Genomic DNA, 13,510 nt, shown 5'->3' with positions numbered 1-13,510 from the left:
GTCCATCTGACGATCAGATGGTGGCAGCGCGGGCGCCTGCGCAGCCGCGCCGCTCCGGGGTCGGCAGGGCCGCGGTCGCCGACGGGCGGCGGGTCAGCCGCCCGCCGAGCGGACGCGCAGCAGTTGATCGGCGAACCGCGCCGCTGCCGGGCTGGTCTCGCCCGCCGGGGGCAGCATCAGGTGGATGTGCCGCTCCAGACGCACGCCCTCGACCTCCACGAACCGCAGGACGCTGTCCGGGGCGGTCAGCACCGGGTACTGCAGGCCGGTCGGAGCGAAGCCGATGCCGACGCCCGCGCCGACCAGTTCGAGGAACAGTTCCCAGTCGCCGACCTCACAGGCGATCCGGCGCTGGATCCCCTCCGTGGCGAACGCGGCGTCACTGAGCAGGCGGGCCGTCCATCGCGGGGGCACCTCGACGAACCGCTCGTCGGCCAGTTCCGCGATGGTGACGTCGGACCGCTCCGCCAGGCGGTGATCGGCACGGCAGACGAGGCGCAGGGGCTCCCGCGCGAGGCCGGTCATCCGGATGCCGGGGACCCGGTCGACCGCGGGTCCGATCACACAGTCCAGCTCTCCGGTCCCGACCATCGAGATCATCGTCAGCGCGGGCCCGTACTGGAGGCGCAGGTCGATACCGGGGTGATCGCGGGTGAACTCGCCGAGGTAGGAGGCGAACGGCACCAGATGCTGGGCGGAGAGCCCGACGCCCAGACGCAGGGTGCCGATGAGCACGTCACGGGTGTGGTGCACGGCCTCTTCCGCCTGCGCGGCGCTGATCACGGTCCGGCGTGCCGGGCCGACCAGGGCTTCGCCGGCCGCCGTGAGCCGGACGGGCCTGGTTCCGCGGACATAGAGGGGCGTGCCGAGTTCGCGTTCGAGGGCCTGGAGCGAGTTCGACAGGCCCGACTGCACGATGAGCTCCCGCTTTGCGGCGCGGGTGACGCTGCGCTCATCGACCAGCGCCAGAAAGTGCCGTAGCTGTCGGAGTTCCATCGGCCGCCGCCTCCAGGACTGCGTTGCAGTGCATCCGGACAGTTCCATCTGTGGGACAGATGCAGCCTATCTCCGCACGCTGCCGCCGGATCGCCATCGACCTTCCGACGTTCGTGGTTGACCCCGACGAACCAGTAAGGAGCACCATCAAGGACAGGGGATTCACCATGCCGGACCGCTCGGCGAAGCACGCCGCGCCTCAGCCCGCCGGAGGCGGATCGCAGCGGGCCGCGTTTGTCGTCGCACTGATCTGCGCCGCCCAGTTCGTGCTGCAACTGGACTTCAGCATCGTGAACGTGGCGCTGCCGTCGATTCAAAGGGAGCTGGGCATGCCCGCGGCGCAGTTGCAGTGGATCGTCACCGGTTACGCTCTGTCCTTCGGGTCGCTGCTGCTGGCGGGCGGCCGCCTGGCGGACCTGCTCGGCCGACGGCAGGTCCTGGCCCTGGGCCTGGCCCTGTTCGGGATCGCGTCGCTGGCCTGCGGGCTTGCGCAGTGGCCGATCATGCTGATCGCCGCCCGGATCGTGCAGGGCGCGGCCGGGGCGATGGCCTCCCCGGCCGCGCTGTCGCTGCTGACGACGACCAACGCAGAAGGGGCGACGCGCAACCGGGCCCTGGCGATCTGGCAGGCCACCACCGCGGCGGGCGCGACCGCCGGGATCGTGGCCGGCGGGCTGCTCACCCAGTACTTCGGCTGGCGGGCGGTTTTCCTGATCAACCCGCCGGTCATCGCCATCCTGCTCGCGCTTGTCCCCCGGCTGCCGGCCGGGACGCGGTCCGGCGGCGGCAGCCTCGACGTGCGCGGGGCACTGCTGGTGACCACCGGCATCGCGGCGCTGATCTTCGGCCTCAGCACCGGGCAGCAGCACGGCTTCACCGCGCCCGACACCATCGTCGCTCTCGCCCTGGCGGTACTGCTGACCACGGGCTTCGTGTTCGCCGAAAAGCGGTCGACGGCTCCGATGCTGCCTCTGTCGATCCTGGCGGAGCCGGTCCGGCGTGCCGCGATCGCGGCGATGCTGCTGATCGGCGCGATCCTGGCCGGCTACGTGTACTTCGCGTCGCTGTACATGCAGAAGGTGCTGGGGTTCAGCCCGGTGGCGACCGGCCTGGCGCTGGCCCCGTCGACCGTGACCGTGGTGCTTGTCTCCACCTTCGGTACCCGCCGGCTGCTGGCCCGGTTCAGCATCAAGGCCGTACTCCTGGCTGGGCTGGCCTGCATAGGCGCTGGGCAGCTGTGGCTCACGCAGATCACCGCCGGGGCCAGCTATCCGGCGGCGGTGCTGCCCGGCCTGGTACTGACCGCGGCCGGGGTCGGGCTCGCACTGCCGACCGCGTCGATCGCGATCACCAGCGGGGTCCGGGCCGGCGACCAGGGACTGGCCGGCGCGCTGTTCACCACGAGCCAGCAGACCGGCGCTGCGGTCGGGCTGGCGATCCTCGCCACCGCCGCCGCCGCGGCCACCGACGGCCACGGCGGCTCCCTGGTGGACGGCTACCGCCTGTCGTTCCTCATCGGAACCGGGCTCGCAGTCCTTGCCGCGATCATCGTCGCGCACCAGCTCGGCTCGACACCCCGCCGGGTCGAACCCCAGTACCGGCAGCCCGGCCCTGACGGAACGCCCAATGCGCGGACCGCGGCGCAGCTCGACGAGAGGTGACAGGACGCCCTGCATCTGACCAGCTCAGGCCGATGATGGAAAAGGCTCAGTTCCTCGTCGCTCCACACGCGGCCGAGGCGCTCGCCGCGCTGCCATAGCCACCCATGGAAAGAATCTTGTGGAGGGAGTCAAGAATGCCGGCGTCTTCACCCTCTTCAGTGGTGTACGGCTGAGCCCCCGGCCCGGGGCGTCAAGGAGCCGCATCCTGAAGGAGGTTGCGCAGTGGAGTTCGTCGCTATTGCACTGTTCGTCGCCGTCGTGCTCGCACCCGGAATCCGATCTCTGTTGGAAAGTGCGGCCTTCCGTAACCGGGCTCGTGGAAAGTCCGAGATCATCCGCGCCAAGGGTGAAGCCCGGGCAGCCACGTGCAGCGAATCTCGGGGGAAGCGGGGGCAACACCGTGGCTGAGACTCGAACGAGTCAACATGTGAACGCAACAGTGCTAGAAGCTGTCTACGGCGCCTATCGGGATGAGATGACTGCGGTGGCGACCCGTCTGCTGCGTAGCCGGGACATCCCTGAGTCCATGTTGGGCTCGGAGGACATAGTGCATGCGGCGTTCGAGAGGGCGCTGTGTGCTCGGGAGGAGTTGTACCAGCCACGCGCGTACGTCTACACGACTCTGCGCCGCGAGGTCGTCCACCAGGCGAAGCGACTGCACCAGGTTCGGGCGCTGGAAGTTGAGCACCTGGGGGAAGTCGAAATGGCCACCAAGAACGGGGAGGACTTCGCCTGCCTGGTCGCCGAACGGATGTTGGTATGGAACGCGCTGCGCCGACTGCCGGAGCAACAGCGCATCGCGGTCGCATGGACCAAAATGTACGGTTACACCCAGAGCGAGCTGGCGCAGATTGTGCGGCGACACCCAGGCACGATCGCAAGGGCAGTTGCGCAAGCGCTCAGTACGGTGAGAAGCGAGGGCATGCTTCATATGAGTGAGATGCTGCGACTGCGCGGCCGGCTGCGCGAGCATCCGCTGCGTGCGTGGTACCGAGCAGTAGACCTCGCGGGATACGACAGCCAGGGAGAACTCCGGGTTCAGCTCATAGCCCTGAGGCTGGAGCTGGAGGCAGAGCTGGAGTCGGAAGAAGCCAGGCTTGGGCCGACATGGACCGTCGCGGAAGCCGACACGATTATTCCCCCGGGCGGGTGGTTGGCCCTTCACCGGGCAGATGAGCAGCGCGAATGCCCTCCATGGTTGCGTCAGCTCTGAACTCTTTCCGGCGACCGGGTGGTCGGCGCGCACCGTAGTCGGATGTGCGTCGGCCGCTCGATCGCTGGCTGTGGGACCGGCCGTTGCGAAGGGAAGTGCGGGTAACGGTTCAGTCGAACCGTTACCGGCACTTGACTCATATCCCTCCGGGCCCCAAATGAGTCTGACCTGCACGAACGGGCGACATCCCTAGATAACTGGGGCCCCTGAAGAACTCTTCAAACACCCGCCGCCACGTCTCTCAGATGGCTCCCTCCGCAGTTCCCCGCGCGACGGCGTTCTCCCCAGGACAAGTCGAGATCGAGTTGGTTCGGAGAAGGCACGTGAGGCAAGTGCGACGGCGGTTCCGTGGCCGGCCGTGGTCATGGTGGTGGAGTCAGAGCTTGAGGACATTGCGGGCCTCTTTGGCGGCGTCGGCGACGGTCTTGAGGTCGGCACCGGATGCGGCGGTGACGACGGCTGCGACCGCTCCTTCGACAAAGGGCGCGTCGACGAGGGTGACGTCCGGGCGGGGGTGGTCTTCCAGGACGGTGCGGGCGGTCAGGACGGAGCTGCCGAGGTCGGGAAGGACGATGACGCCGCTCCCACGGTCAGCGTCCTTGATCGCCTTGAGGACGAGGTTGTAGCTGGTGCCGATCCGGCCGTCGTCGGTTCCTCCGGCGGTGGCGAGGGGGACGTCCTCCGAGCCGATCTGCTCCACCAGCAGGCGAAGGCCTGAAGCAAGCTCGGCGCTGTGGGACACAAGTACGATGCCAACAGGTGCGTTCATGAACAGCTACGTTAAATCTCGGAACGTTGTTCATCAATACGGAACCAGTGGGGAATTTTAGGAAGCCCTCAGGACAGCCTGCGCGGTCAAGGAACAGGAGTCTGCCATCGGGGAAGCGGGGGGCCTCTCTTGCCTTCGACCGCTCCGGTGAGGTGATGGGCGCCATCAAACTTGTCGGCCCCGCTGAGCGCCTGCTGGCCGAACCGGGACGTCAGGAGCTCGCAGCGGCCGTGCGGGAGACCCCCCGCCCGCCCGCACCCCTGTCCCGCAATCTGGGAGCTTCCAGGCCGCTGCCCGCGTCGCAAGCACCTGATCCGCCGGCTCGGCTTCATCCGCGCCCGGGCGGCGACCGTCGCCACACTCGTCCACCTCGACCCTCGGCGCGTCTTCGGGGGCGTTTCCGCGGTCTGCTGCTCGGGGTGGTCGCCGAACCTCTTGACAGGCGCGAAACGCGGACTTAATTTCTCGGAACACCGTTCATCAATGGTGAACCGTTTGCCCGGATGCCTATGGCCTTCCGGTTTCCCCTGAGCCGGCCGCCAGGTTGCCCAACCCTGACCACCTGGCGGCCTCCTCCCTTCACAGCCCGCTCATGCGGAGGAGGTGAGGCGCCCATGCAATGTGGCACGGGCGCCCAACTATGGAAGAGAACACCTACTCACAGAAGCTTCTCGCCGAGACGCTGGGCACCGCAGTGCTGGTGTTCATCGGCGTCGGTTCGGTCCCCGCGACGCTCATCGTCGGCGGCGATGCCCCGTTCACCATGGCGCAACTGGGAATGATCTCGCTGGCGTTCGCCACCGCGGTCATCGCGATGGTCTACGCGATCGGCCATATCTCCGGCTGTCAGATCAACCCGGCCATCACCCTCGCCCTGGCCGCCACGAAGAAGATGCCCTGGCGGGACGTCCCCGGCTACATCGCGGCCCAGGTGGCCGGAGCAGTGCTGGGCGCTCTGGCGATCGTCGGGGTACTGGGGAAGAAGGCGGTCGACGTCGGCCTCGGCATCGCCGCCTACGGCACCGGAGTCGGCGCCGGGCAGGCCTTTTTCGCCGAAGCGGTCGGCACGTTCATCCTCGCGTTCGTCGTGTTCGGCGCCATCGACCGGCGCGCGGCCGGCGGATTCGCTGGCCTGGCCATCGGCCTCAGCGTCTTCGCGATCATCATCCCGGTGGCGCCGACCACCGCGGCGTCCATCAACCCCGCCAGGACACTCGGCCCCATGATCACCGGCGAGCTGTTCGGGGGCACGGTCCACTGGGACCAGCTGCCGATCTACCTGACCGCCGAGGTCATCGGCGCGGTCGCCGCCGGCCTTCTCTACGTCGCCCTCAACGCCCACCGCAATGCAGCCGCCTCAACCCCCGCCGCGAGCCAGGCGGCCCAGCCCGCCACGGCCGAAGGAGCCCTGTCGTGAAGAAGCTCATCAACGCTCCCGAGGCGGTCCTCGGCGACGCCCTGGCCGGTATCGCCGCCGCCCACCCCGGGCTGAAGGTCGACACGGACAACAAGGTGATCACCCGCGCGGGCGGCACCCGAGCGGGCAAGGTGGCCCTCCTGTCCGGTGGTGGTTCCGGGCACGAGCCCCTGCACGGCGGTTTCGTGGGCCTGGGCATGCTGGACGCGGCCTGCCCCGGAGAGGTGTTCACCTCCCCCGTCCCCGGCCAGATGCTCACCGCAGCCCAGGCCGTCGACGGCGGCGCGGGCGTGGTGTTCATCGTGAAGAACTACACCGGTGACGTCCTCAACTTCCAGATGGGCGCCGAACTCGCAGCCGAGGAAGGCATCACCGTGGAGACCGTCCTGGTCGACGATGACGTCGCCGTCCAGGACTCCACCTACACCGCCGGCCGCCGGGGCACCGGGGCCACCGTCTTCGTCGAGAAGATCGCCGGGGCCCTCGCCGAGCAGGGCGCCGACCTTTCCGCCGTCGCCGAGATGGGCAAGCGGGTCAACGCCTCCTCACGGTCCTTCGCCGTGGCACTGACCGCCTGCACCACCCCCGCCTCCGGCAAGCCCGGCTTCGACCTGCCCGAGGATGAGATAGAGGTCGGCGTCGGCATCCACGGCGAGCCCGGCCGCCGCAGGGAGAAGCTCCGCACCGCCAAGGAGATCGTGGCCACGGCCCTGGACGCGATCCTCGAAGACCAGCCACTGGCCGCCGGGGACGAAACCATCGTCATGGTCAACGGCCTGGGCGGCACACCGCTCATCGAGTTGTACGTGGTCTTCAACGAGGTGGCCGCCGCTCTCGCTGCCAAGGGTGTGGTCATCGCCCGCAACCTCGTGGGCAACTATGTGACAAGCCTGGACATGGCGGGCGTCTCCATCACGGTGTGCAAGGCCGATGCCGACATGCTGACGCTGTGGGACGCGCCCGTGAACACCCCCGCCCTGCGCTGGGGCGCCTGAACCGAGCCGGGGGCGGGTCACACCCCGATACGCGAGGACCGGGCCAGAGCCTCCCCGCAGTCGGCTCTCCCCGGACCGCCCTCCTCCGGATCCGGCCCCCCTGCCCCCGGCTCATCCCCTCGTGAACCTGCTACGCAAGCCATGAACGGAGACTCCGTGGACATCGACCTCGCCCGCGCGTGGGTGCAGGCCATCGCCGCCACCGTGGACCAGCACAAGGACCACCTCACCCAGCTCGACTCGGCCATCGGCGACGCCGACCACGGCGTCAACATGCACCGCGGCTTCTCCGCCGCCGCAGCCCTGGTCGGCATGGAGCCGGACCCCGTCGGGGCCGTGCTGGTGAAGGTGGGCACCACCCTCATCTCCAGCGTCGGCGGAGCCTCCGGCCCGCTGTACGGGAGTGTCTTCCGCGCCATCGGCAGGATGCTGGATACCCCCACAGCCACGACCCAGGAATTCACCGCCGCACTCGCGGCCGGCCTGGAAAGCATCGAAAAGCTCGGAGCGGCCGCACCGGGCGACAAGACCATGATCGACGCCTACGCACCCGCGCTGGCCGCCTTCCAGCAGCGGGCCGACGCCGGAGCCGACCTCGCCGCGGCCGCCCTCGCCGCCGCGGACGCCGCCGAGGACGGCATGCGCGCCACCACCCCGATGCAGGCCCGCAAGGGCCGCGCCTCCTACCTCGGCGCCCGCAGCATCGGCCACCAGGACCCCGGTGCCGCCTCCACCGCCCTGATCTTCCGCGCCCTCGCCGAGACGGCGGCAACCCGATGACCAACCGCCGCACCTACGAAGGGCACACAGCCGCAGCCGGTATTGCCCTGGGCTTCCTCCGCCGCACCGACCGCCCCACCAACCGCAGCTCGCTGCCCCAGCGCACCAGCGGCCACCCCGCCCAGCAGATCACCGACGCCTTCGACGCCGTCGCCGCCCGCCTGCTCGACCTGTCCACCTCTCTGCGCGAACAGGGCAAGGACGAACAGGCCGACATCATGGAAGTCAACTGCTACATCGCACAGGATCCGGATCTACGCGACCAGGCCGTCAAGCGAGCAAGTGAAGGCCGGCCCGTAGCCGTCGCCGTGAGGCAGGCCATCGACGCCTACGCCGGAACCATCGCCGCCCTGGATGACCCGACCCTCGCCGACCGCGCGGCCGACGTCCGCCAGGTCGGCCGCCGTGTCCTGGCCTACCTGTACGGCGACTCCGGCTCGGCACCCGACCAGCCGCTCGTTCTGGTTGCCCACGAGATCGGTGCCGCGGATCTGCTGGAACCCGGTCAGACAGTGACCGGCGCGATCTCCGTCACCGGCGGCCCGAACTCCCACGCTGCGATCGTCGCCCGCTCCCAGGGCATCCCTCTCCTGCTCGCTGTCGACCCGCAGTTGCTCGAGTTGCCCGACGCGCAGGAAATCCTCCTCGACACCGACCGGGCCACCGCAGTCGTCCATCCCGACGACAACGAACGCGCTACCGCTCTTGATGCCATAGACGCTGCCCGGATCCGCAGGCTCGCGCTCGCGGAAGAGCGTCACCTGCCGGCACGGACACTGGACGAGCACGACGTCGTTCTGCGGGCCAACGTGGCCACGCCGGCCGAGGCCCGGGCAGTCCTGACCGCCGGCGCCGACGGGGTCGGCCTGCTCCGCACCGAGCTGCCCTTCCTCAACCACGCCGCCTGGCCCACCCGCAATCAGCATGCGGCCGCCCTCGTCCCCGTCCTGCGCACGCTCACAGGACAGACCGTCACCGCCCGGACCCTGGACTTCGCCGACGACAAACTGCCGCCGTTCCTCGCCCAAGGCCGTGAGGGCGAGCGGCTCGGCCGCGGCCTGCCTCTGATGCTCGCTCAACCCGACGCCTTCGCCGACCAGTTCCGCAGTCTGCTCAGCGCCGGAGCCGACACCGACCTGCGCGTCATGATCCCCATGGTCGCGAGCGTCGATGAACTGCGCGCCTGCCGCGCCCTTCTCGATGCCGCAGCCGCCGAACTCGGCGTCAGCGCACCCCCGCTGGGCATCATGGTCGAACTAACCGAAGCCGTCGCCGCAGCTGATGAACTCGCCCGCGAAGCGGCCTTCATCTCCATCGGCAGCAACGACCTCACCAGCCAGATCCTGCGCATCGACCGACGCGACCCCGCCGCCGGCCCGGCCATGGCCGCACACCCCGCCGTCCTGCAGGCCATCGCCCAGGTCGTCACCGCCGCACACCGCCACCACCGCCGCGTCTCCGTCTGCGGTGACGCCGCCGCACACCCCCTCGTCACCCCCCTGCTCATCGGCCTCGGCTGCGACATCCTGTCCGTCGCCCCCGCCGCGCTCGACGAAGTCCGCGCCCGCATCCGCCGCCTCAGCCTCGACACCTGCGCTTCCCTGGCTGCCGTCGCCCTCACCCGCGAGAGTCCCGAAGAAGTCTGGGATCTCGTGCAGCAGTCCTGCATGCCGTCGCTGCCGTGACGCCTGCCGCATCGGCGGCCCAGCGCTCCGCCCCGGCTCAGACCCCTGTTCGCACCGGACACCCCGACAGCGAGCCGAGGCCCCCCCTTTCCCCAAGGGCTATGCGATCCGTCAGCCGCGAGGAACGAACCGGGGCGAACAACACCTGTGGGTGCCTTGAATGCCTCGCAGCCGTGCCCCTCGCGCGCTTGGGCCCGGGACTAACCGCCGTCGGGCGCCCCGGCTGCCGCAATCTGGGCCGGGACACCGATCTGCCCGCGGCCCGCTCGGCCGGCGCACTGCGGGCTCGCCCCCACCAACTGCTGAACGCCTACGACCGGGGCGTGCGCTACATCGACACCGCCCGCTCCTACGGCTTGGCCGAAAAGTTCCTCGCAGCCTGGATGCGTTCGCGTCCCCACGCTCACGATGTGGTGATGAGCAGCAAATACACCTGCACCTCCAACTCGCCGAGACACGCGCGCTGCTCGGCAACCGTCTCGGCCTCTACCAGATCCACTCGGTCACCCCGGACAGCCCGTCGCTGACCGACACCGCCCTGCACCAACGGCCGGCAGCACTCGCCGCCGAGGGCGTGACCATCGGCCTGTCGACCAGCGGCCCCGGACCTGGCTGACGTCATCCGCGCCGCGCTGACGATCACGGTGACCAAAAGACCGCTGTTCGCCAGTGTCCAGGCCACCTACAAACTGTGGGAACGGTCGGCGGGGCAAGCCCTCGCAGAAGCGCACACTGCTGGGTGCACAGTCATCGTCAAGGAGGCCTTGGCCAACGGTCTCCTGACCGATCGCCTGCCAGGGGGCCGGCCGCGGCCGCGCTGCGCGTGACATCGCGGGAGGCACACGTCTCCCGCGATGCCGTGGCACTCGGGGCAGTCCTCGCGCAGCCCTGGCGGACGTGGTGCTCTCAGGAGCCGCCGCATTCGAGCAACTCACCGGCAATCCCACGGCGGCAGACCTACACCTCGATCTCTGCCAACTCAACCGGCCGGCCGAGCTGACCGAGCCAATCTGGGGCTGCTACCCATTTGGGCTCTTGCCGGGATTTCTAAGCTCGGGCCCACGTTCCACGAGGCGGGACAGGGCGGGAAAAGCGGCGGCGATCGCCTGTCGTTCTGCAGGCATCAGCCAGGTGATCAGCGGGAGCAGGTGACGGCGCCGGTCCTCCTGCCCGGCCTGCCGGGCGAAGGGCGGGACGGGCGGTGGACTGCAACGGGGAGGACAGCCCGGCCGGCATCGTCTGCCCGGTCCACACCGTGGGCATATCGACGTCACGCCCCACGTAACCTCCTTCCCATGTCAGCTTCCCGCCTGCATCGCGTCGCCGTCCTGGTGCTCGAGGGTGCGAAGCCCCTCGATGTCGGAATTCCCGCGCAGGTGTTCACGACCCGCGCGAGCATGCCGTACGAGGTGCGGGTGTGCGGGGCGACACCCGGTCTCGTGACCGGAGGCGACGGCCTGTCGTACTCCGTCGCCCACGGCCTCGACGCGCTTGCGTGGGCCGACATCGTCTTCGTCCCCGGCTACCGGCACCCGGACCGCGAAGACCCGCCGCAGCCCGTCGTCGACGCACTGATCGCCGCCCACGCGCGCGGCGCACGGCTCGCCGCCATCTCCACGGGCGCCTTCGCGCTCGCCGCCACGGGCCTGCTCGACGGCAGGCGCGCCACGACGCACTGGCACTACACGCGAGCACTCACGGCGAAGCACCCGCTCGTCCAGGTCGACGAGAATGTCCTGTTCGTCGACGAGGGCAGCGTGCTCACCTCGGCCGGCGCCGCCTCCGGCATCGACCTGTGCCTGCACATCCTGCGCGGCGACCTCGGAGTGGCCGCGTCCAACCACGCGGCCCGCCGCCTGGTCGCTGCTCCCTACCGCAGCGGCGGCCAGGCCCAGTACGTACCGCGCAGCGTCCCCGAGCCGCTCGGCGAGCGCTTCGGCGCCACCCGCGAGTGGGCGCTGCACCGGCTCGACGAGCCCCTCACCCTCGACATACTGGCGCGCCAGGCCGGGGTCTCGCCGCGCACCTTCTCCCGGCGCTTCGTCGAGGAGACCGGCTACACGCCGATGCAGTGGGTGATGCGCGCCCGCATCGACCTGGCACGCGAACTACTGGAGCGTTCGCAGCGCAGCATCGAACAGATCGCCGCCGACGTCGGGCTCGGCACCGGCGCGAACCTGCGCCTGCACTTCCAGCGCATCCTCGGCACCACACCGAGCGAGTACCGGCGCACCTTCACCCAGGGCGATTGACATGCTCCTCGGGCTGAAGCCTGAGGATTCTGGCCGTTCCTACCGGTTGCTGTGCCGCTACGCGGCACGGTTTTCGGCGGGGATTCCGTGGCTTCCTGTTTCTTTACGCTGTGCCAGAACGGGTTCTGGTCTTACCGGCGCTCCGCAGGCCGATGCCGCCAGTCCGGCGGCCGTTTTCACGTTCTGTGCGGCGTTGTGGTCGCGGTCATGGACCGTGCGGCAGGCGGGACAGGTCCACTCCCGTACCTCCAGGGGTTTGGGCCCGTCTCGGTGGCCGCAGGTGGAGCACACCTGGCTGGTGGGCTCGAACCGGCCGATCTTCACGAAGGTCCGCCCGTACCGCTTCGTCTTGTACTGAAGCATGTCCACGAACTGTGACCAGCCCGCGTCGTGCACACTCTTGGCCAGCCGGGTGCGCGCGAGTCCCGATACCGCCAGGTCCTCCACCGCGATCGCTTGGTTCTCGCGGATCAACTGGGTGGAGAGCTGGTGGTGGAACTCCTTGCGCGCATCCGCAACTTGAGCGTGGGCGCGGGCGACCTTCAGGCGGGCCTTGGCCCGGTTCTTCGATCCCCTCTGTTTGCGGGACAGTTCCCGCTGCGCCTTCTTCAGCTTCTTCTCCGCGCGGCGCAAAAACCGCGGGGAATCAATCTTCGTGCCGTCGGAGAGGACCGCGAAGTGGGTGAGTCCCAGGTCGATGCCGACCGCGCTGTCGGGGTCCGGCTCCTCCCACCGGGCTCGGTCACTCTCGGCGTCGGTGTCGATGACGAAGGAGGCGAAGTACCTTCCCGCCGAGTCCAGGATCACCGTGACGCTGGACGGCGTGACCGGCAGGACCCGGGACCACTTCACCCGCACCTCGCCGATCTTCGGCAGCGACAGCCGCCCACCACTGGTGATCTTCCAGCGGGCGTTCGCGGTGAACCGGATGGCCTGCCGGGCATCTTTGCGGGACTTCAAGCGCGGCGCACCCACCTTCAGGCCCTTGCGCTCCCCCTTCAGAGAGGCGAAGAAGTTCTTGTACGCACTCTCCGCGTCCCGCAGGGCCTGCTGCAGGACGACCGAGGAGACCTCGGCCAGCCAGGAGCGTTCCGCCGTGTTCTTGGCGCGGGTGATCAACTGCTGAGACAGGCCTGCGGCCTTGGGGTAGGGCAGCTTCGCCGCGCGGGCGTCCTCCCGGGCGCGCACCGCGTCGTTGAACACGACCCTCGCGCACCCGAACGCCCGTGCCAGCGCCCTGCGTTGACCGGGCTCCGGATACACCCTGAAGGCGTACCGAAGCTGCATGACCGGCATCCTACATAGCAGGAGTTTCCCGACCTGGTGCGGCACTACTGGCGCGCCAACAAGCTCTGGTCCGGCTCCTACTTCGCCGGCACCGTCGGCGGCACACCCTTGAGCATCGTCAGACAGTACATCGAGCAGCAGAACCGCCCGGCCTGAACCAAGCACTGCCCGGCTCCGCCGGGTTGAATGCTCCATCGCTCCGCACCCCCTCACCGGCCTGCTTCCGCAGGCACGTCACCACGACACCCCGCGTCGCTATCGCGAGATTCGCTTCACCACCGGCCTGAAGGACTCTGCTGAGGAAGGCGTGATTCGGGTGGTCAGGCCGCGAGCATGAGAGCTTCGAGGCGGGAGGTTCGGGTGCCACCGAGGGGAGTGCCGGTCAGCCATCGGTCGATGCGGATGAGGTTGATCGCGGTGGCGGCGAAGACGTGGCCGAGCCGGGTTGTGGGCAG

General features: G+C 69.3%; 10 protein-coding genes and 2 pseudogenes. 9 read left to right on the top strand and 3 right to left on the bottom strand.

What is annotated here, in order from left to right; genetic code table 11:
* Window positions 1-93: 93 nt before the first annotated feature.
* Window positions 94-996 carry a LysR family transcriptional regulator gene (locus ACIBK0_RS44185; RefSeq protein ID WP_399093624.1) on the bottom strand — a complete coding sequence of 301 codons (903 nt, stop codon included), beginning with the start codon at window positions 994-996 and terminating at the stop codon, window positions 94-96.
* 59 nt (window positions 997-1,055) lie between these two features.
* Here ACIBK0_RS44185 and ACIBK0_RS44180 point away from each other — a divergent pair, with 59 nt between their 5' ends.
* Both ACIBK0_RS44180 and ACIBK0_RS44175 read left to right on the top strand, forming a co-directional pair.
* Window positions 1,056-2,657 (top strand): MFS transporter, encoded by a 1,602-nt coding sequence (locus tag ACIBK0_RS44180; protein ID WP_399093761.1) that lies wholly within the window; start codon window positions 1,056-1,058, stop codon window positions 2,655-2,657.
* 427 nt (window positions 2,658-3,084) lie between these two features.
* On the top strand, window positions 3,085-3,870 hold the full coding sequence (locus ACIBK0_RS44175; RefSeq protein WP_399093621.1) for an RNA polymerase sigma factor: 786 nt from the start codon (window positions 3,085-3,087) through the stop codon (window positions 3,868-3,870).
* 376 nt (window positions 3,871-4,246) lie between these two features.
* On the opposite strand, the gene dhaM is transcribed toward ACIBK0_RS44175, so the two are convergent.
* The gene (gene dhaM / locus ACIBK0_RS44170; protein ID WP_399093618.1) at window positions 4,247-4,639 is read right to left on the bottom strand and encodes a dihydroxyacetone kinase phosphoryl donor subunit DhaM; all 393 of its coding nucleotides are present in this window, start codon (window positions 4,637-4,639) and stop codon (window positions 4,247-4,249) included.
* A 640-nt stretch (window positions 4,640-5,279) separates the two neighbouring features.
* Here dhaM and ACIBK0_RS44165 point away from each other — a divergent pair.
* The 6 genes and pseudogenes from ACIBK0_RS44165 to ACIBK0_RS44140 all read left to right on the top strand — a co-directional run bounded on the left by ACIBK0_RS44165 (window position 5,280) and on the right by ACIBK0_RS44140 (window position 11,768).
* Entirely contained in the window at window positions 5,280-6,056 is a 777-nt protein-coding gene (locus ACIBK0_RS44165; protein ID WP_399093615.1) for an MIP/aquaporin family protein, read from the top strand.
* A complete protein-coding gene (gene dhaK / locus ACIBK0_RS44160) occupies window positions 6,053-7,051 on the top strand; it encodes a dihydroxyacetone kinase subunit DhaK (protein WP_399093612.1) in 999 nt (332 codons plus the stop codon). Before ACIBK0_RS44165 ends, dhaK begins: the two co-directional genes overlap by 4 nt.
* Window positions 7,052-7,192: 141 nt before the next feature.
* The gene (gene dhaL, locus ACIBK0_RS44155; RefSeq protein WP_399093609.1) at window positions 7,193-7,831 is read left to right on the top strand and encodes a dihydroxyacetone kinase subunit DhaL; all 639 of its coding nucleotides are present in this window, start codon (window positions 7,193-7,195) and stop codon (window positions 7,829-7,831) included.
* Complete coding sequence (locus tag ACIBK0_RS44150; protein ID WP_399093606.1) at window positions 7,828-9,516, top strand: phosphoenolpyruvate--protein phosphotransferase; 1,689 nt, start codon at window positions 7,828-7,830, stop codon at window positions 9,514-9,516. The genes dhaL and ACIBK0_RS44150 overlap by 4 nt, the downstream gene beginning before the upstream one ends.
* A gap of 101 nt (window positions 9,517-9,617) precedes the next feature.
* Window positions 9,618-10,521: pseudogene (locus tag ACIBK0_RS44145) on the top strand (aldo/keto reductase); the annotation flags it as partial.
* 290 nt (window positions 10,522-10,811) lie between these two features.
* Window positions 10,812-11,768 (top strand): GlxA family transcriptional regulator, encoded by a 957-nt coding sequence (locus tag ACIBK0_RS44140; RefSeq protein ID WP_399093603.1) that lies wholly within the window; start codon window positions 10,812-10,814, stop codon window positions 11,766-11,768.
* A gap of 57 nt (window positions 11,769-11,825) precedes the next feature.
* Here the strand turns inward: ACIBK0_RS44140 and ACIBK0_RS44135 are convergent, their stop codons facing one another.
* Window positions 11,826-13,055, bottom strand: a complete 1,230-nt coding sequence (locus tag ACIBK0_RS44135) for an RNA-guided endonuclease InsQ/TnpB family protein (protein ID WP_399093600.1) — start codon at window positions 13,053-13,055, stop codon at window positions 11,826-11,828.
* A gap of 18 nt (window positions 13,056-13,073) precedes the next feature.
* Between ACIBK0_RS44135 and ACIBK0_RS44130 the strand changes: the two are divergent.
* A pseudogene (locus tag ACIBK0_RS44130) lies at window positions 13,074-13,211 on the top strand (transposase); the annotation flags it as partial.
* Window positions 13,212-13,510 lie beyond the last annotated feature (299 nt).

Source organism: Streptomyces sp. NPDC050564 (assembly GCF_044457265.1).
Lineage (GTDB): Bacteria > Actinomycetota > Actinomycetes > Streptomycetales > Streptomycetaceae > Streptomyces.
This window is presented reverse-complemented; position numbering and strand designations above follow the sequence as displayed.